At 72.0% G+C, this 15,656-nt stretch carries 14 protein-coding genes; 7 read left to right on the top strand and 7 right to left on the bottom strand.

Annotation, left to right across the window (positions count from 1 at the left end; translation table 11 throughout):
* The first annotated feature begins 146 nt into the window (after window positions 1–146).
* The 5 genes from gap to ACH54P_RS13525 all read left to right on the top strand — a co-directional run bounded on the left by gap (window position 147) and on the right by ACH54P_RS13525 (window position 3,960).
* A complete protein-coding gene (gene gap, locus ACH54P_RS13545; protein ID WP_370961427.1) occupies window positions 147–1,148 on the top strand; it encodes a type I glyceraldehyde-3-phosphate dehydrogenase in 1,002 nt (333 codons plus the stop codon).
* A gap of 4 nt (window positions 1,149–1,152) precedes the next feature.
* Window positions 1,153–2,367 (top strand): phosphoglycerate kinase, encoded by a 1,215-nt coding sequence (locus ACH54P_RS13540; protein ID WP_489912731.1) that lies wholly within the window; start codon window positions 1,153–1,155, stop codon window positions 2,365–2,367.
* Window positions 2,367–3,152, top strand: a complete 786-nt coding sequence (gene tpiA / locus ACH54P_RS13535; RefSeq protein ID WP_489912730.1) for a triose-phosphate isomerase — start codon at window positions 2,367–2,369, stop codon at window positions 3,150–3,152. Before ACH54P_RS13540 ends, tpiA begins: the two co-directional genes overlap by 1 nt.
* 127 nt (window positions 3,153–3,279) lie before the next feature.
* Window positions 3,280–3,510, top strand: a complete 231-nt coding sequence (gene secG / locus ACH54P_RS13530; RefSeq protein ID WP_086845181.1) for a preprotein translocase subunit SecG — start codon at window positions 3,280–3,282, stop codon at window positions 3,508–3,510.
* A gap of 105 nt (window positions 3,511–3,615) precedes the next feature.
* Window positions 3,616–3,960, top strand: coding sequence for an RNA polymerase-binding protein RbpA (locus ACH54P_RS13525; RefSeq protein WP_033262808.1), 345 nt, complete (start codon window positions 3,616–3,618; stop codon window positions 3,958–3,960).
* A 620-nt stretch (window positions 3,961–4,580) separates the two neighbouring features.
* Here ACH54P_RS13525 and ACH54P_RS13520 read toward each other — a convergent pair.
* Together ACH54P_RS13520 and ACH54P_RS13515 are read right to left on the bottom strand one after the other, a co-directional pair.
* Complete coding sequence (locus ACH54P_RS13520; protein ID WP_489912729.1) at window positions 4,581–5,780, bottom strand: sensor histidine kinase; 1,200 nt, start codon at window positions 5,778–5,780, stop codon at window positions 4,581–4,583.
* Between the two features lie 121 nt (window positions 5,781–5,901).
* On the bottom strand, window positions 5,902–7,836 hold the full coding sequence (locus ACH54P_RS13515) for a LuxR C-terminal-related transcriptional regulator (protein ID WP_489912728.1): 1,935 nt from the start codon (window positions 7,834–7,836) through the stop codon (window positions 5,902–5,904).
* A gap of 112 nt (window positions 7,837–7,948) precedes the next feature.
* On the opposite strand from ACH54P_RS13515, the gene ACH54P_RS13510 reads away from it, so the two are divergent.
* Window positions 7,949–8,821: a class I SAM-dependent methyltransferase gene (locus ACH54P_RS13510; RefSeq protein ID WP_489912727.1), complete on the top strand. Its 873-nt coding sequence runs from the start codon at window positions 7,949–7,951 to the stop codon at window positions 8,819–8,821.
* On the opposite strand, the gene ACH54P_RS13505 is transcribed toward ACH54P_RS13510, so the two are convergent.
* Window positions 8,791–9,873: an FAD-dependent oxidoreductase gene (locus ACH54P_RS13505; RefSeq protein WP_489912726.1), complete on the bottom strand. Its 1,083-nt coding sequence runs from the start codon at window positions 9,871–9,873 to the stop codon at window positions 8,791–8,793. The genes ACH54P_RS13510 and ACH54P_RS13505 overlap by 31 nt on opposite strands.
* Window positions 9,874–9,941: 68 nt before the next feature.
* Here ACH54P_RS13505 and ACH54P_RS13500 point away from each other — a divergent pair, with 68 nt between their 5' ends.
* Window positions 9,942–10,505, top strand: a complete 564-nt coding sequence (locus ACH54P_RS13500) for a TetR/AcrR family transcriptional regulator (RefSeq protein WP_489912725.1) — start codon at window positions 9,942–9,944, stop codon at window positions 10,503–10,505.
* A gap of 173 nt (window positions 10,506–10,678) precedes the next feature.
* On the opposite strand, the gene pgl is transcribed toward ACH54P_RS13500, so the two are convergent.
* The 4 genes from pgl to ACH54P_RS13480 are packed head-to-tail and all read right to left on the bottom strand — an operon-like array spanning window position 10,679 to window position 15,649.
* Window positions 10,679–11,458 carry a 6-phosphogluconolactonase gene (gene pgl, locus ACH54P_RS13495; RefSeq protein WP_489912724.1) on the bottom strand — a complete coding sequence of 260 codons (780 nt, stop codon included), beginning with the start codon at window positions 11,456–11,458 and terminating at the stop codon, window positions 10,679–10,681.
* Window positions 11,455–12,510, bottom strand: a complete 1,056-nt coding sequence (opcA, locus tag ACH54P_RS13490; RefSeq protein ID WP_489912723.1) for a glucose-6-phosphate dehydrogenase assembly protein OpcA — start codon at window positions 12,508–12,510, stop codon at window positions 11,455–11,457. Before opcA ends, pgl begins: the two co-directional genes overlap by 4 nt.
* Window positions 12,507–14,030 carry a glucose-6-phosphate dehydrogenase gene (gene zwf / locus ACH54P_RS13485; RefSeq protein WP_489912722.1) on the bottom strand — a complete coding sequence of 508 codons (1,524 nt, stop codon included), beginning with the start codon at window positions 14,028–14,030 and terminating at the stop codon, window positions 12,507–12,509. Before zwf ends, opcA begins: the two co-directional genes overlap by 4 nt.
* On the bottom strand, window positions 14,027–15,649 hold the full coding sequence (locus tag ACH54P_RS13480; protein WP_489912721.1) for a glucose-6-phosphate isomerase: 1,623 nt from the start codon (window positions 15,647–15,649) through the stop codon (window positions 14,027–14,029). Before ACH54P_RS13480 ends, zwf begins: the two co-directional genes overlap by 4 nt.
* Window positions 15,650–15,656 lie beyond the last annotated feature (7 nt).

Genomic DNA, 15,656 nt, shown 5'->3' with positions numbered 1-15,656 from the left:
GCTTCTTAATCGATTCTTGACCCGTTCGCCAAGTGGTGGAAGTCTCGTCAGGGCAGTCAGGGACGCGCACGCCCGCACGCTAGGGTTGCCGCGAGCCCGCAAGTCACGGCCGGGCCTCCCGGCCGATCCTCAGAGGAGTGGCAGCAGTGACCGTTCGCGTAGGTGTCAACGGCTTCGGCCGCATCGGCCGCAACTTCTTCCGCGCCGTGCAGGCCAGCGGCCACGACATCGAGGTCGTCGCGTTCAACGACCTCGGCGACGTCGCCACCATGGCCCACCTGCTGAAGTACGACTCCATCCTGGGCCGGTTCCCGGGTGAGGTCAGCGTCAGCGACGAGGGCATCGTCGTGGACGGCAAGACCATCAAGGCCCTCGCCGAGCGCGACCCGGCCAACCTGCCCTGGGGCGACCTGGGCGTGGACGTCGTCGTCGAGTCGACCGGCTTCTTCACCAACGCCGACGCCGCCAAGGCGCACATCGCCGGCGGCGCCAAGAAGGTCATCATCTCCGCGCCCGCCAAGGGCGAGGACCTGACCGTCGTCCTCGGCGTCAACGACGACAAGTACGACGGCTCGCAGGTGATCATCTCCAACGCCTCCTGCACCACCAACTGCCTCGGCCCGCTGGCCAAGGTGCTGAACGACGAGTTCGGCATCGAGCAGGGCCTGATGACCACGATCCACGCGTACACCCAGGACCAGAACCTGCAGGACGGCCCGCACAAGGACCTCCGCCGCGCCCGCGCCGCCGCGCTGAACGTGGTGCCCGCCTCGACCGGCGCCGCCAAGGCGATCGGCCTGGTGCTGCCGGAGCTGCTGGGCAAGCTGGACGGCTACGCGCTGCGCGTCCCGGTGCCGACAGGCTCGGCCACCGACCTCACGGTGACGCTGAAGAAGTCGGCCACCGTCGACGAGATCAACGCCGCCTACAAGGCCGCCGCCGAGGGCCCCCTCGCCGGCATCCTGCGCTACTCGGTCGACCCGATCGTCTCCTCGGACATCGTCACCGACCCGGCGTCCTGCATCTACGACTCGCCGCTGACCAAGGTCATCGGCAACCAGGTCAAGGTCGTCGGCTGGTACGACAACGAGTGGGGCTACTCCAACCGCCTCGCGGACCTGATCAAGCTCGTCGGTTCGAAGCTCTGACCCGATGACCGTCAAGAACCTCGACAACCTGCTGGGCGAGGGCGTTCAGGGGCGGTACGTACTCGTGCGTTCCGACCTGAACGTCCCGCTCGACGGGGACCGCATCACCGACGACGGCCGGGTCCGCGCCGCGCTGCCGACGATCAAGAAGCTCGCCGACGCGGGCGCGAAGGTCGTCGTCACCGCGCACCTCGGCCGCCCCAAGGGCGAGCCGGACCCGAAGTACACCCTCGCGCCCGTCGCCAAGCGGCTGTCCGAGCTGCTCGGCGCCGAGGTCGCGCTGGCCGGTGACCTGGTCGGCGAGTCCGCGAAGGCGCTGACCGGCGGCCTCGCCGACGGCAGCGTCGTCCTGCTGGAGAACGTGCGCTTCGACGCGCGCGAGACCAGCAAGGACGCCGTGGACCGCTCCGAGCTGGCCGCCGAGCTGGGCGCGCTCGTCCCCGGCGGCGCGTTCGTCTCCGACGGCTTCGGCGTCGTCCACCGCAAGCAGGCCTCGGTCTACGAGGTCGCTTCGGTGCTCCCGGCGTACGCGGGCGGCCTGGTGCTGGCCGAGCTCGACGTGCTGAAGAAGCTGACTGACGACGTCGAGCGGCCGTACGTGGTCGTGCTCGGCGGCGCGAAGGTGTCCGACAAGCTCGGCGTCATCGCGAACCTGCTGACCAAGGTCGACCGGCTGCTCGTCGGCGGCGGCATGGCGTACACGTTCCTCAAGGCCCAGGGTCACGAGGTCGGCCAGTCGCTGCTGCAGGCCGACCAGCTCGACCAGGTGAAAGGCTTCCTCGCCGAGGCCGAGAAGCGCGGCGTCGAGCTCGTCCTCCCGGTCGACGTCCTCGCCGCGACGGAGTTCGCGGCCGACGCCGAGCACGAGGTCGTCGACGCCACCGCCATCCCGGCCGACCGCCAGGGCCTCGACATCGGCCCGCGCAGCCGCGAGCTGTTCGCGAGCAAGCTGGCCGACGCGCAGACGGTCTTCTGGAACGGCCCGATGGGCGTGTTCGAGTTCGAGGCCTTCTCCGGCGGCACCCGCGCCGTCGCGGAGGCGCTCGTGAAGAGCGACGCGTTCACGGTGGTCGGCGGCGGCGACTCGGCGGCCGCGGTGCGGCAGCTGGGCCTGCCCGAGGACGGCTTCTCGCACATCTCCACCGGCGGCGGTGCCTCGCTGGAGTACCTCGAAGGCAAGGAACTGCCGGGCGTCACCGCCCTGGAGGAGAAGAACTAGTGGCACGCAAGCCGTTCATCGCCGGCAACTGGAAGATGAACCAGAACCACCTCGAGGCGATCGCGCTGGTGCAGAAGATCGCCTTCGCGCTGCCGGAGAAGTACTACGCGAAGGTCGACGTGGCGGTGCTGCCGCCGTTCACCGACATCCGCAGCGTGCAGACCCTGGTCGACGGCGACAAGCTGTCGCTCACCTACGGCGCGCAGGACATCTCGCCGCACGACTCCGGCGCCTACACCGGCGACATCTCGGGCCTGATGCTGGCGAAGCTGGGCTGCAAGTTCGTCACCGTCGGGCACTCGGAGCGGCGCGAATACCACGCCGAAACCGACGAACTGGTCAACAAGAAGGTCAAGGCCGCGCTCAAGCACGGCATCACGCCGATCCTCTGCATCGGGGAGAAGCTCGAGGTCCGCGAGGCCGGCGAGCACATCCACCACACCACGACGCAGCTGATCGAGGGGCTCAAGGGCCTGAAGGCCGAGCAGGTCCAGAGCGTGGTCGTCGCGTACGAGCCGGTTTGGGCGATCGGCACCGGCAAGGTCGCGTCGTCGGCCGACGCCGAAGAGGTCTGCAAGGCCATCCGCGCCACCCTCCAGGAGAAGTACGGCGACGAGGTCGCTTCGTCCGTCCGGGTGCTCTACGGGGGATCGGTGAAGTCGGGCAACATCAGCGAACTGGTGGGCTGCGAGAACATCGACGGTGCCCTGGTCGGCGGAGCGAGCCTCGACGGCGAGGAGTTCACGAAACTCTGCGCACTCGCCGCGGGCGGGCCGCTGCCCTGATCGAGGCCACGACCGGGTAGCCTGTGTATCCGGTCCGTCACACAGCAGTGGACGAGTCCAGGGGTACGGTGGGGTTCGGAAACGACCATGCCGTACCCCTGCATTCTCCTAGAGCCCAGAGGATGACATGAAGCTGTTCCTGCAAATCCTGTTGATCGTCACCAGCGTCTTCCTGGTGGTCGCGGTGCTGCTGCACCGGGGCCGGGGCGGTGGCCTGTCGTCGCTGTTCGGCGGCGGGATGCAGTCGAGCCTGGCGGGGTCGAGCGTGGCCGAGAAGAACCTCGACCGGATCACCCTGCTGCTGGGCGCGGTCTGGCTGATCAGCATCGTGGGCCTGGGTCTGCTGCTCAAGGTGTGAGGCGTCCGGCGTTCCGCCGCGATCGCGACCGGGTCACGACGGCGGGGCGAGCGATTCGGCGTGCCTATTGGGGGGCGCGCCGCCGATTCCTAGGTGTGAGGATTCATGGTTGGCGGTAACGCGATTCGGGGCACCCGGGTGGGTGCCGGTCCTACGGGCGAGTCGGAACGGGGTGAGTCGGCGCCACGGCGCCGCATTTCCTACTGGTGTGCCAACGGGCACGAAGCCCGGCCGTCGTTCGCGCTCGACGCGGAGATCCCCGACGAGTGGGACTGCCCCCGCTGCGGGCTCCCCGGCGGGCAGGACGAGAAGAACCCGCCGGCCGCGCCGCGGACCGAGCCCTACAAGACGCACCTGGCCTACGTGAAGGAGCGGCGCAGCGACGCCGACGGCGAGGCCATCCTGGCGGAGGCGCTCGACCGCCTGCGCAAGCGCCGGGAAATCATCTAGCCATCCCCAAAGCTTGAAGCCACCCCGAGGGCAGCGGACCCCCTCGAGGTGGCTTTTCGCGTGTCCACTCAGCCCCCCCACGCCGCGCTTCCAGCGGCATCACGCGCGCTCAGCCGGGCAGCACCCGTGCTCGGCCGGGTATCACGCGTGCTCCGCGGGGCATCACCGCGATGCCCACCCCATCACGCAAGATGCCTCTCCGAACACACGCGTGATGTCCCGGAGGCTGCCGTCCCGGCGGTCGGCTCGCGTACCTGCACGGTCGGTTCGCGTGCCCTGGCGGTCGGCTTGCGTACCTGCACGGTCGGCTTGCGTACGTGGGTCGGCTCGCGACTTGGGTGGTCGGCTCGCCAGCCGATCCTCCGGGTACGCCAACCGACCTCCTGGGCACGCGAGCCGACCCTCGGGGATCGGGGACCCGGCCCGAGGCGGCCCTCCGCGTCCTCCCGCGCCTGAGCAGCCCCCGTTTCCACGCTACCGACGAGCACCGACACTTCCCGAGCCGGAAAAGCCGCGAGCGGCGGATTCCGGCCGAAATGGTCCGGAATCCGCCGCTCGCGGCTTCGCCGAAGCCGGAATCGTCGGCCCCCGCCGCTAGGCTGGAAACCGGGGGCCGGAGGTCAGCGATCCAGCGGATACCGCGCCCGGACCCGGAAGCCGCCGTCCTCGGTGCCCGATGTCTCGAAGCTGCCGCCCAGGAGGCGGGCCCGCTCGGCCAGTCCCGTCAGGCCGTGGCCGCCCGAAGGGAGGGCCTCCGCCGGGCGGCTCGCCCGCTCGTTGCGGACCTCGATCTTGAGCGCTCCGTGCTCACCCTGGATGCGGATCGTCGCCGTCGCGCCCGGGGCGTGCTTGTGGACGTTCGTCAGGCACTCCTGCACCGTCCGGTACGCCGCCGCGGAGACCTGGTTCGGCAGGGCTTCCGGCAGGTGCTCCACGGTCAGGTGCACGGGGACGTCGGCGGTGCGGATCAGCCGGTCGAGCTCGTTGATGCCGGGGCGCGGCCCGTCGTCGTCCGAGCCGGCCCGCAGGACGCTGACCAGCGAACGCAGCTCCTCCAGGGTCCGCTTGGACAACGTCCGGATGACCTGCGCGGTCTCCTGCGCCCGGTCGTCGGTGGTCTGGGCCTGCAGCGCACCGGCCTGCATCGCGATCAGCGTGATCTGGTGCGAGACGACGTCGTGCATCTCCCGCGCCAGCCGGGCGCGCTCCTCGGCGCGGACGGCGTCGGCGTGGAAGCGGCGCTCGCGGTCGCGGCTCGTGGCCAGCTCGGCGAGCTTGTTCGAAACCTCGGACCGCGCCCCGACGAGCAGGCCGATCGCGATCGGCATGCCGGCGACCAGCACGCCGTAGATGCCGTCGAGGATGTGCTCGCGCCAGCTCAGCTCGGCGAAGTCCTCCAGCGGCCACTGCACGAACCGGCAGGTCCACACGAGCGCCGCGCCGACCCACGTCTGCCAGTGCAGCTGACGGCGGGTGGCGAGCATGCCGAGCGTGATCATCGACGCCAGCTGGGCCCAGCCGGCCAGGAAGCCGGGGACCGCGACGAGCACGGCGAGGAACGGGAACTTCCGCCGGAACACCACCGCGAGGCAGGCGGCGCCGGACAGGTAGATCGAGTACGGCTGGGCCTTCTCGGGAATCACCAGCCAGACGTCGAGCACGGCCAGGATGACCGCGGCCGCCTCGATGGCGAACGTGACCACAGCGGGGCGCGGCACCGAGCCGAACAGGCTCAGGCCACGCCTTCTGACCCGCTCGGCGGCCGATGGCCCCGAGCCGGCGATCGAGATGCCTGGAATCGAGAGTCCCTCTGTACTCATCGCTGGCGACCCCATTCGTCTTGTGGACTTGATGGTGAGAGGTGCTCGAGGCCCGATCGGGACGCGCAGCAACGGACAAATGTGCGGATGCTAACGAGGTCGGGTGGGAAGACGGTAAGTTTCACCCGCCGTCGGTGTGCTGGCGTCCGAATTCCGCAGAAGATTGCTCCGTTCGGGGGTATCGAACGGGCGGCGCGCTACCGAGGCGAGGACCGCGCACCGCGTAGGCGGCCGCTTCCGCCCGAGTGGTGAGACCGAGCTTCGCCAGAATGTTGGACACGTGGTGCTCGGCGGTCCGGCGGCTGACGTACAGCCGCGCGGCGATGTCGGGGTTCGACAGGCCTTCGCCCAGCAGGTCCAGTACCTCGGTTTCCCGGGCGGTGAGCGTACCGGTGCCGCGCGGGCCGCTGTGCCCGCGGACGCCGAGGCGCCGCAGCAGCCCGGTGGCGGCGTCGGCGTCCCGCGTGGCCGCGAGCCGCTGGAAGGCCGCCAACGCGGTCCGGGCCTCCACCAGCGCGAGCGCGGGCTGCGACGGCGCCAGCACGGCGGCGAGGTCCAGACGCACCCGCGCCGCCTCCAGGGGCAGGCCCAGCCGGGTGAACGCGCTCAGCGCCGACTCCAGCGACCCGGCCGCACCCGCCCCGCACGCGGCGGCGAGGGACTCGGTCGTGTCGGTTCCGTGTGCGGCGGGGAGTGGCTCGGCGGCGCCCGCCCGGCGTGCGGCCGGGTGCGGCTCGGTCGTGTCGGTTCCGTGTGCGGCGGGGAGTGGCTCGGCCGCGTCCGTTTCGCGTGCGGCTGGGTGCGACTCGGCGGCGCCCGCCCCGCGTGCGGCGGGGAGCGACCTGGCCGCGCCCGCCCCGCGCGTGGCGGCGAGCACCTCGGCCACCTCGGCCCCGCCCGCCGCCGCGACGAGACCGGTGGCGTGGTCGGCGAGCGCGGCCGCCAGCGGCGCGGCGGGCAGCTTCCGCAGCCGGGCGGCGGCGATCGCGGCCGCCTCGATGTCGCCGCGTGCCAGCTGGGCCTGGACCAGCAGCATCAGCAACGGAGCCGCGAGCTCGGCCGGGGGATCGGTGCGGAAGAACCGGTCGATCCGGGCCACCGCCAGGTCCGCCTCGCCGCGCGCCAGGTGCAGCTCGACCTGGGGTTTGACCGCGTAACCGTCGTGCTCGGCGCCCGCCAGCAGCTCGCCCGCCTCGGCCAGGCGGCCCTGGCGGACGCGCAGCGCGGCCAGCCGGACCACGGCCGCCGCCCGCAGGGCCCGGTAGGACCGGTCGTAGAGCGCGATGGACGTGACGAGTTCGCGTTCGGCGTCGGCCCACCGGCCGGCGGCGGTCAGCACCCCGCCGTAGTGCGTGCGGCAGATCGCGCTGATCGGCACGCGGTTGGTGCGGGCGACGAACCGGTCGGCCAGCGCGAGCCAGTCTTCGGCGCGCCGGACGTCGCAGGTGAGCTCGCAGGCGTGCAGCATCTTGCAGTACATCGCGCCGATCGAGATCAGGTCCGCCACTTCACCGGCCGCGACGGCCGCGAGAGCTTCGTCGAGCAGCGCCATTCCGGCGTCGACGTCGCCGGCCGCGACGAGGTGCAGCCCACGCAGGCTCATCGCGTCGAGTACGAGATCCGTGTCGCCGCACCGGGTCGCGATGGCCGAGGCGGCGCTGAGGTGCCGTTCGCGCCCGGCTTCGTCGGAGCTCAGCACGGCCAGCGTCAGCTCGACGCGAGCCCGCTCCGGGCAGTCGCCCGCGGACTCGGTCAGCCGCACCGCCCGGCCCAGCCAGCCGCGCGCGACGGCGGCATTGCCGTGCACGACGCCGTACAGGTAGCCGGCGAGCCGCGCGCACACCGACGCGCCCAGGTCGTTCCCGTCGGCGCGGAACGCGGCGAAAGCCCGCTCGGCGGCTTCGATCGCCGCGGCGTAGTCGCCTTCGGAGAACAGGGCCTGGGCCAGGCCGTCGAGTGCTTCGCCGTCCTCGCCCGCCTGCTCGAAGCATGCCCGGGCCCGCGCCCACTCACCGTCGGCGAGTGCGCGGCGGCCCGCCTCGAGCGCGTCCTGCACCGGCTCATCGTGCCCCACGGCGGACCCGTGCGGGAATGGGGGAACTCACCCATGCCGCGCCGCTTCACCCCGCCGACGATGCCTTCACCAGCGAAAACACCGGAGGCAAGTGATGACGACGCTCAGTCCCGCCCACGACGTCAAAGCGCAGCAGCGCGCCGGCTGGAGCAAGCAGGCGCGGCACTGGTACCGCCAGATCGAGGTCACCCGGCGGCAGTGGGAGCCGCTGTCCGACGGCCTGCTCGACCTCGCCAGGGTCACCGCCGGTGACCGCGTCCTCGACCTGGCCTGCGGGGTCGGCGACCCGTCGATCGCCGCGGCTCGCCGGGTCGGGCCGGCCGGGAAGGTGATCGCCACGGACATCGCCCCGGACATGGTCGCCTTCACGGCACAGCGCGCGGCGGAGGAGGGGCTGACCACCGTCGAGACCCACGAAATGGACGCCGAGGCCATCGACCTCCCGGACGCGAGCGTCGACGCCGTCGTCTGCCGGCACGGCCTGATGTTCGTGCCCGACCCGGCCCGGGTGTGCGCGGGGGTGCGGGACGTCCTGGTGCCCGGCGGCCGGTTCGCCACCGCGATCCCGTGGCGCCCGGCCGGCCAGGCGATGCCCCGGCTCATCGGCGCGATCCTGGGCGCGCTCGACCTGCCGCCGCTGCCGCGGCCCGAGCCCGGCAGCCCCGGGATCTTCAGCCTGGCCGACGCGTCCGTCGTCTCGGCCGCGCTGGAGGGCGCCGGGCTGACCGGGATCGAGATCCGGCCGTATTCCCTCGTGCACGACTTCGACTCGCCCGACGAATGGCTCGAGTTCCTGCTCGCGCTGAACCTGCCGCTGCGGCTGCACCTGGCCGGCGTGCCGGAAGACCGGATCCGCGGCACGCGCCAGGCGGCGATCGACGCCATGCGGCCGTGGATCCAGGACGACGGCCACGTCCGCTTCCCGGCGTACGGCTATTACGCGGCGGCTTCGCGCCCCGCCGGGTGATCGTCGCTCAGGAGGTGGTGCAGGCCTTCGGCGCACGCCGCCGCGGTCTCGATCGACCGCGGCAGCATGCGGGTCTCGTACGCCCGGACGGCGTCGCCGACGCTCGGCGCCGTGGCCAGCGCGGTGGCGAGCTCGGTGCCGTCGAGCAGGGCGAGGTTCGCGCCGACGCCGAGGGGCGGCATCAGGTGCGCGGCGTCGCCGAGCAGCGTCAGGCCGGGCGTGTGCGTCCAGGCGTGGGGGACCGGCAGGACGTACAGCGGCCGGTGCGTGAGCCCGCCGTCGTGGTCGCGCAGGAAGCCGAGCAGGTCCGGGTGCCAGCCGGCGTAGCGCTCGAGCAGGTCTTCGGAGCGCAGGTGTTCGGGGGCGTAGAAGACCGCGTAGCAGCGGATGTGGCCGTTGCTGTTGCGCTGTGCGAAGAGTGCCTGGCCGCCGATCTTCGCCACCATGGTGCCCTGGCCGGTCAGCGCGGCGAGGGCCGGGTGACGGCGGTCGGCGTCGTCGAGGCCGAACTCGACGAACGTGACCCCGCTGTACTCGGGCACGACACCGGACAGCGCCCGCCGGACGCGTGACCAGGCGCCGTCCGCCCCGACGACCAGGGCGAAGTCCTCGGTGACGCCGTCGGCGAACGTCAGCCGGGCGCCGTCGCCGGCCGGGGTGACGTCGGCGACGGGGCGTCCCCAGTGGACGGTGCCGGGGGTGAGGGAGTCCAGCAGGAGGCCGCGGAGCTGGCCGCGGTCGATCTCCGGGTGGAACTCGTCGCCTTCGGCCGGGATGTCGTCGCTGATGACCTCGGCTGTGCGGGCGTCGAGGGCGCGCATCTGCTGGCCCTCGGGGCGGGCCAGTTCGCGGAACTTCTCGTGGAGGCGGGCGGTGCGGAGGGCGACCTGGCCGGTGTCGCCGTGCATGTCGAGCGAGCCGCCCTGCGGCCGGGTGTCGGCTGAGGCTTCTTGCTCGAAGACGGTGACGTCGAGGCCGTGGAGCTGCAGGACGCGGGCGCAGGCCAGGCCGCCGAGGCCGGCACCCGCGATGGCGATGCGTGAAAAGGTCATGTCACTAGCAAAGCAGAGTGACTTCAAAAGTGCAACGACTAAACTTTCGCAGTGAGTTAGACTTGGGTATGACTGAAGTGATCGGGCGCCGCGAGCGCAAGAAGGCGCAGACCCGGCAGGCGCTCGCCGACGCCGCGCTCGAGCTGTTCCTCGAACGCGGGTACGACCAGGTCGGGGTCAAGGAGGTCGCGGACGCCGCCGACGTGTCGGTGACGACGTTGTTCAAGCACTTCCCCAGCAAGGAAGCCCTGGTGTTCGACCTGGAGGAGGACATCGAAGCGGCACTGGTCACGGCGGTGCGCGGACGGCCGCCGGGGTGGTCGATCGTCGACGCGCTGCGCGAGCACATGGTCCGCGACGCCTCCGACGGCGGCCCGGACGACGAGTTCCTGCGGCTCATCGAGAGCACGCCGGCGCTGCGCGAGTACGGCAAGCGGATGTGGATGCGCCACGAGACCGCACTGGCCCGGGCGATCGCCGAGGAAACGGGGGCGCCGGAGGGGGACGTGGCGTGCGCGGCGCTGGCCCGGTTCGCGCTGGCGTCCCGGGAGCTGATCGTGGCCCACGAGAACCCGCGACGGGCGGCGGAGGAGATCTTCGGCCGCCTGGAACGCGGATGGCGGATCAAGTAGGCCCGGCGACGAAGGTCGGATGGGGCGCGGGCGGGGTTCGCCTGGCCCGCGGAGAGGGGAACCCGCCTGAGCACCCCCCGTTTTCCACGCTACCGGCAACCCCCGACAGTTCCGGCGCCCGAAAAGCCGTGAAGGCCCCCTGCCGAAGCAGGAGGCCTTCACAGATCCCGAAATCAAGCCGTAGGCGGCTGGTACACCTTCGTCAGCTTCCCCGCCGCGGCGCGGTCCAGGAGCCACAGCGTTCGCCGGTGCCCTCGGGCCCCGGCCACCGGGAGCTGGACTTCCCCAGCCCCCGCCAAAGCCAGCGCCACCGCGTCCGCCTTCGCGGAACCCGCCGTCATCAGCCACACGTCGCGGGCCCGGCGGATCGACGGCAGCGTCAGGGAAATCCGCGTCGGCGGCGGCTTGGGGCAGTTGCGGACCGCCACCACCGATCGCTCGGTCTCGTACACCGCCGGGGACTCCGGGAACACCGAAGCCGTGTGCCCCTCACCGCCGAGGCCCAGCAGCACGATGTCGAACGACGGCACGTCGCCGTGGTCCTCGGGACCCGCCTGAGAAGCCAGCACCTCGGCGTAAGCCGCCGCGGCCGCGTCCACGTCGGAGCCGAACTCGCCGTCCGAGGGCGCCATCGCGTGGATCCGCTTCGGATCCAGCGGCACGTGGTCCAGCAGGGCCTCGCGGGCCTGCTTCTCGTTCCGCTCGTCCGAATCGGCCGGGACGAACCGCTCGTCACCCCAGTAGATGTCCAGGCGCGACCAGTCGATCGCGTCCCGGGCCGACGACGCCCGCAGCTCCGACAGCACCGCGATGCCGGTGCCGCCGCCGGTGAGCACGAGCGACGCCGAACCCTTGGCCGCCTGGACGTCCACCAGCCGCGTGACCAGGCGGGCGGCCGCCGCGGCCGCCAGCAGGTCCTGGTTCGCGTAGACCACGACCTCGGTCTTGCTCATGAAGCGCTCTTCTTCCCGGCCGACGCCGGAGCGGACGATGCCGGAGCGGACGATGCCGGAGCGGGGGAAGCCGCCGCGGCCGCCGCCGGCGAGGTGACGTCGGCCTTCGCCGGGGCGCCGGTCTTGCCGTTCGTCCCGGACGTGATCTTGCCCAGGCCGTGCAGCGAAGCCTCGTAGACCTCGTCCGGGTCGAGCCGCCGCAGCTCCTCGACCAGGCAGTCCTGCGTGCTGCGCCGCTGCAGGGCGATCCGCCGGGTCGGCTGGCCCGGCTGGGTCAGCGTGCCGACGCGCCCGTCCGGCCGGTGCAGCTCCACCGGGCCCGAACGACGGTCGAGGGTCACCGAGATGATGCCCGCCGCACCCGAGCTCTTGACCCGCTTGACCGGCACCTTCAGGTACTCGGCCAGCCAGGCGGCCAGCAGCTCGGTCGACGGCGAGTCGGCCTCGCCGGTCACGGTCGCGCCGGTGACCTTCTCGAACGGCGGCAGGTCCAGCGCCGAGACGAGCTGGGCCCGCCAGTGCGTCAGCCGCGTCCAGGCCAGGTCGGTGTCGCCCTCGGTGTACGCCTTCGCCCGCGTGGTCAGCGCCTTGACCGGGTTCTTCTCCGCGGCCGAGTCGGTGATCCGGCGCTGGGCCAGCTCGCCGAGCGGGTCCTTGTCCGGGTCCTTCGGACCGGCCCCGGGCCACCAGGTGACGATCGGCGCGTCCGGCAGCAGCAGCGGCACCACCGCGCTCTGGCCCTGCGCGGCCAGCGGGCCGTAGAGCCGCAGCACGATGACCTCGCTCGCGCCGGCGTCGCCGCCGACCCGGATCTGGCCGTCGATGCGCGGCGCCGCGGTCCGTGCGCCCTTGGCCACCACGATCACCCGCGACGGGTGCTCGCGGCTCGCGCCGTTGGCCGCTTCGATCGCCTCTTCGAGCTTGGCGTCGTCGTCGGCCACGATCACCAGCGTCAGCACCCGCCCGAGCGCGACTTGCCCGCCCTGTTCGCGGATCTCCACCAGCTTCTTGTTGAGTGCCGAAGTCGTGGTGGACGGCAGGTCGATGATCACGGGCGCCTCCATTTCCGGCCGGTGCGCTCCAGCATTTCGTCGGCGGACGGCGGCCCCCACGTGCCCGGCGGGTACTGCTCGGGCGCGCCTTCCTTGGCCCAGTGCTCCAGGATCGGGTCGAGGATCTTCCAGGAGAGCTCGACCTCTTCGTTCACCGGGAACAGCGACGGCTCGCCGAGCAGGACGTCGAGGATCAGCCGCTCGTAGGCCTCGGGGGAGGACTCGGTGAACGCGTGCCCGTACCCGAAGTCCATCGTGACGTCGCGGACCTCCATCGTGGTCCCCGGCACCTTCGAGCCGAACCGCAGCGTGATGCCCTCGTCCGGCTGCACCCGGATGACCAGGGCGTTCTGCCCCAGCTCCTCGGTCGACGTCGAGTCGAACGGCAGGTGCGGCGCCCGCTTGAACACGATCGCGATCTCGGTGACGCGGCGGCCGAGCCGCTTGCCGGTGCGCAGGTAGAACGGCACCCCGGCCCACCGGCGGCTCTGCACCTCCAGGGTCACCGCGGCGTAGGTCTCGGTCTTCGAGTCCTTCGCGAAGCCCTCTTCCTGCAGCAGGCCGGGCACCTTCGTGCCGCCCTGCCAGCCGCCCGCGTATTGGCCGCGCGCAGTGGTCTGGCCCAGCGGTCCGAGGGGCTTGGTGCCCGAGAGGACCTTGATCTTCTCCGCGCGCAGGGCCCGCGGGTCGAACGACAGCGGCTCCTCCATCGCGGTGAAGGCCAGCAGCTGCAGCAGGTGGTTCTGGATGACGTCGCGGGCCGCGCCGATGCCGTCGTAGTACCCCGCGCGGCCGCCGAGGCCGATGTCCTCGGCCATGGTGATCTGCACGTGGTCGACGTAGTTGGCGTTCCAGATCGGCTCGAACAGCTGGTTCGCGAAGCGCAGCGCCAGGATGTTCTGCACCGTCTCCTTGCCGAGGTAGTGGTCGATGCGGAACACCGACTCCTCGGGGAAGACGTCGTTGACGATCGCGTTCAGCTCTTCGGCGCTCTTCAGGTCGTGCCCGAAGGGCTTCTCGATGACGACGCGCCGCCAGGTCTTCTCGTCGGCGTTCGCCAGCCCCGAGCGGGCCAGCTGCTTGGTCACCACCGGGAAGGCGCCGGGCGGGATCGACAGGTAGAACGCGGTGTTGCCGCCGGTGCCGCGTTCCTCGTCGAGGTCGCGGACCGTCTGCGCGAGCCGGTCGAAGGCGTCGTCGTCGTCGAAGGTGCCCTGCACGAACCGGATGCCTTCGGCGAGCCGGTTCCACACCGACTCCTTGAACGGCGTCCGGGCGTGCTCCTTGACCGAGTCGTGCACGAGCTCGCCGAAGTCCTGGTGCTCCCAGTCCCGGCGGGCGAACCCGACGAGCGAGAAGCCGGCGGGCAGCAGCCCGCGGTTGGCCAGGTCGTAGATGGCGGGCATCAGCTTCTTGCGGGCCAGGTCGCCGGTGACCCCGAAGATCACCAGGCTGGACGGCCCGGCGATCCGGGGGAGCCGCTTGTCCCGCGGATCGCGCAGCGGGTTGGTCCACGTCATGCGCCGACCTCCTGTACCGCGCGGACGACCGCCGCGAGCCCCGCGGCCCGGTCGGTCAGGTGCAGGCGCAGCACCGGGCGGTCGTGCCCGGCGAGCACCTGCCCGTCGCCGAGGGCCTGGGCGTGCTGCAGCTGCCCCAGGGTGTACGGCCGCTCCGGCACCTCGAGGTCGTCTTCGACGGCCCCGGTGAGCTGCAGGAACACGCCGTTCTGGTGACCGCCCTTGTGGTACTGGCCGGTCGAGTGCAGGAACCGCGGGCCCCAGCCGAACGTCGTCTGCAGCTGCGTGCGCTTGGCGATCTCGCCGCGCAGCACCGCCGTCGACGCGTCGTCGAGCCGGTCGAGGTAGGCCTGCACCGCGATGTAGCCGGCGTCCGGAGCGGAGCCGAAGAACGCGCGGAGCACGTCGGTCAGGCTGCCGTCGGTGGAAACCCCGGCACTGCCGAAGATCTCGACCACGCCGTCCACATTGGACGGCGACTCGCCGCCCTTCAGCTTCTCCGGGTCGTCCAGGAGGGCGCGCGCCGCCTTCTTCGCGGCTTCGACGTCGGGCTGGTCGAACGGGTTGATCCCGAGCAGCCGGCCGGCCAGCGCCGTGGCGAACTCCCAGAGCAGGAACTGCGCACCCAGCGAGCCGGTGACGGCGATCTTCGCCGCCCCCTGCGGGCCGCCGATCGCGACCGGCGTGGCGTCGGCCTTCGCGTCGGCGAAGCCGGCCGCCTCCGGGCCTTCGACCGCGACGGGCAGGAGGCCGGTGCCCTGCTTGCCGGTGGACTCGGCGATCAGCTGCTCCGCCCAGTCCGGGAAGCCCTTGATGCCCGAACCGGTGTCGGCCAGGACGACCTTCTCGGCGCCGGCCTCGTGCGCGGCGGCCCACGCGGCGGCCAGCTTGACCGCCGGGTTGCCCGCCGAGTCCGCGGCGAGCTCCTCGGCGACCGAAGCCGCCTGGTCGAGCAGCCGGGCGACGTCCGCGCCGGCCAGCCCGGCCGGGACGAGCCCGAACGCGGTCAGCGCCGAGTAGCGGCCGCCGACGTGCGGGTCGGCGAGGAACACCTTGCGGTATCCCTCCTTTTCGGACAGTTCCTGGAACGGCGAGCCCGGGTCGGTGACGACCACGATCCGCCGGCCTGCGTCGATCCCGGCGTCGGCGAAGGCCTTCGCGAAGATCCGGCGGTGGCTGTCGGTCTCGACGGTGCCGCCCGACTTCGACGACACCACGATCACCGTGCGGTCGAGGTCGCCGGCCAGGGCGTCGGCGACCTGGCCGGGGTCGGTGGTGTCGAGCACGGTCAGCGCGACGCCGTCGGTGGCGGTGATCACCTCCGGCGCCAGCGACGAGCCGCCCATGCCGGCCAGCACGACCCGGTCGACGCCTTCGGACCGCAGTTCGGTCCGCAGGGCCTCGATCTCGCCGATCAGCGGCCGCGACGACTTGTGCAGCGACGTCCACGACAGCCGGATCGACGCCTCGGGTTCGGCGTCCGGTCCCCAGAGCGTCGCGTCGCCCGCGGCCAGCTTGGACGCGGCCTGGTCGGCGACGAGCCGCTCGGCCAGCGGCGCGGCGCGCTCCGCCAGTTCGGCGTCCACGATCTCGACGCCGGTCTTTTCCCCTGTCGTCATGTCGTGC

It is taken from the genome of Amycolatopsis sp. N2S4-7, from assembly GCF_058119595.1.
This window is presented reverse-complemented; position numbering and strand designations above follow the sequence as displayed.

What these genes read in the sequence shown, in the direction of transcription:
- zwf (WP_489912722.1), bottom strand. Translation starts at nt 14,030, where the DNA reads ATGACGTGGACCAACCCGCTGCGCGATCCGCGGGACAAGCGGCTCCCC.
- ACH54P_RS13520 (WP_489912729.1), bottom strand. Translation starts at nt 5,780, where the DNA reads ATGAGTACAGAGGGACTCTCGATTCCAGGCATCTCGATCGCCGGCTCG.
- pgl (WP_489912724.1), bottom strand. Translation starts at nt 11,458, where the DNA reads ATGAGCAAGACCGAGGTCGTGGTCTACGCGAACCAGGACCTGCTGGCG.
- secG (WP_086845181.1), top strand. Translation starts at nt 3,280, where the DNA reads ATGAAGCTGTTCCTGCAAATCCTGTTGATCGTCACCAGCGTCTTCCTG.
- ACH54P_RS13525 (WP_033262808.1), top strand. Translation starts at nt 3,616, where the DNA reads ATGGTTGGCGGTAACGCGATTCGGGGCACCCGGGTGGGTGCCGGTCCT.
- ACH54P_RS13480 (WP_489912721.1), bottom strand. Translation starts at nt 15,649, where the DNA reads ATGACGACAGGGGAAAAGACCGGCGTCGAGATCGTGGACGCCGAACTG.
- ACH54P_RS13510 (WP_489912727.1), top strand. Translation starts at nt 7,949, where the DNA reads ATGACGACGCTCAGTCCCGCCCACGACGTCAAAGCGCAGCAGCGCGCC.
- ACH54P_RS13500 (WP_489912725.1), top strand. Translation starts at nt 9,942, where the DNA reads ATGACTGAAGTGATCGGGCGCCGCGAGCGCAAGAAGGCGCAGACCCGG.
- ACH54P_RS13505 (WP_489912726.1), bottom strand. Translation starts at nt 9,873, where the DNA reads ATGACCTTTTCACGCATCGCCATCGCGGGTGCCGGCCTCGGCGGCCTG.
- ACH54P_RS13540 (WP_489912731.1), top strand. Translation starts at nt 1,153, where the DNA reads ATGACCGTCAAGAACCTCGACAACCTGCTGGGCGAGGGCGTTCAGGGG.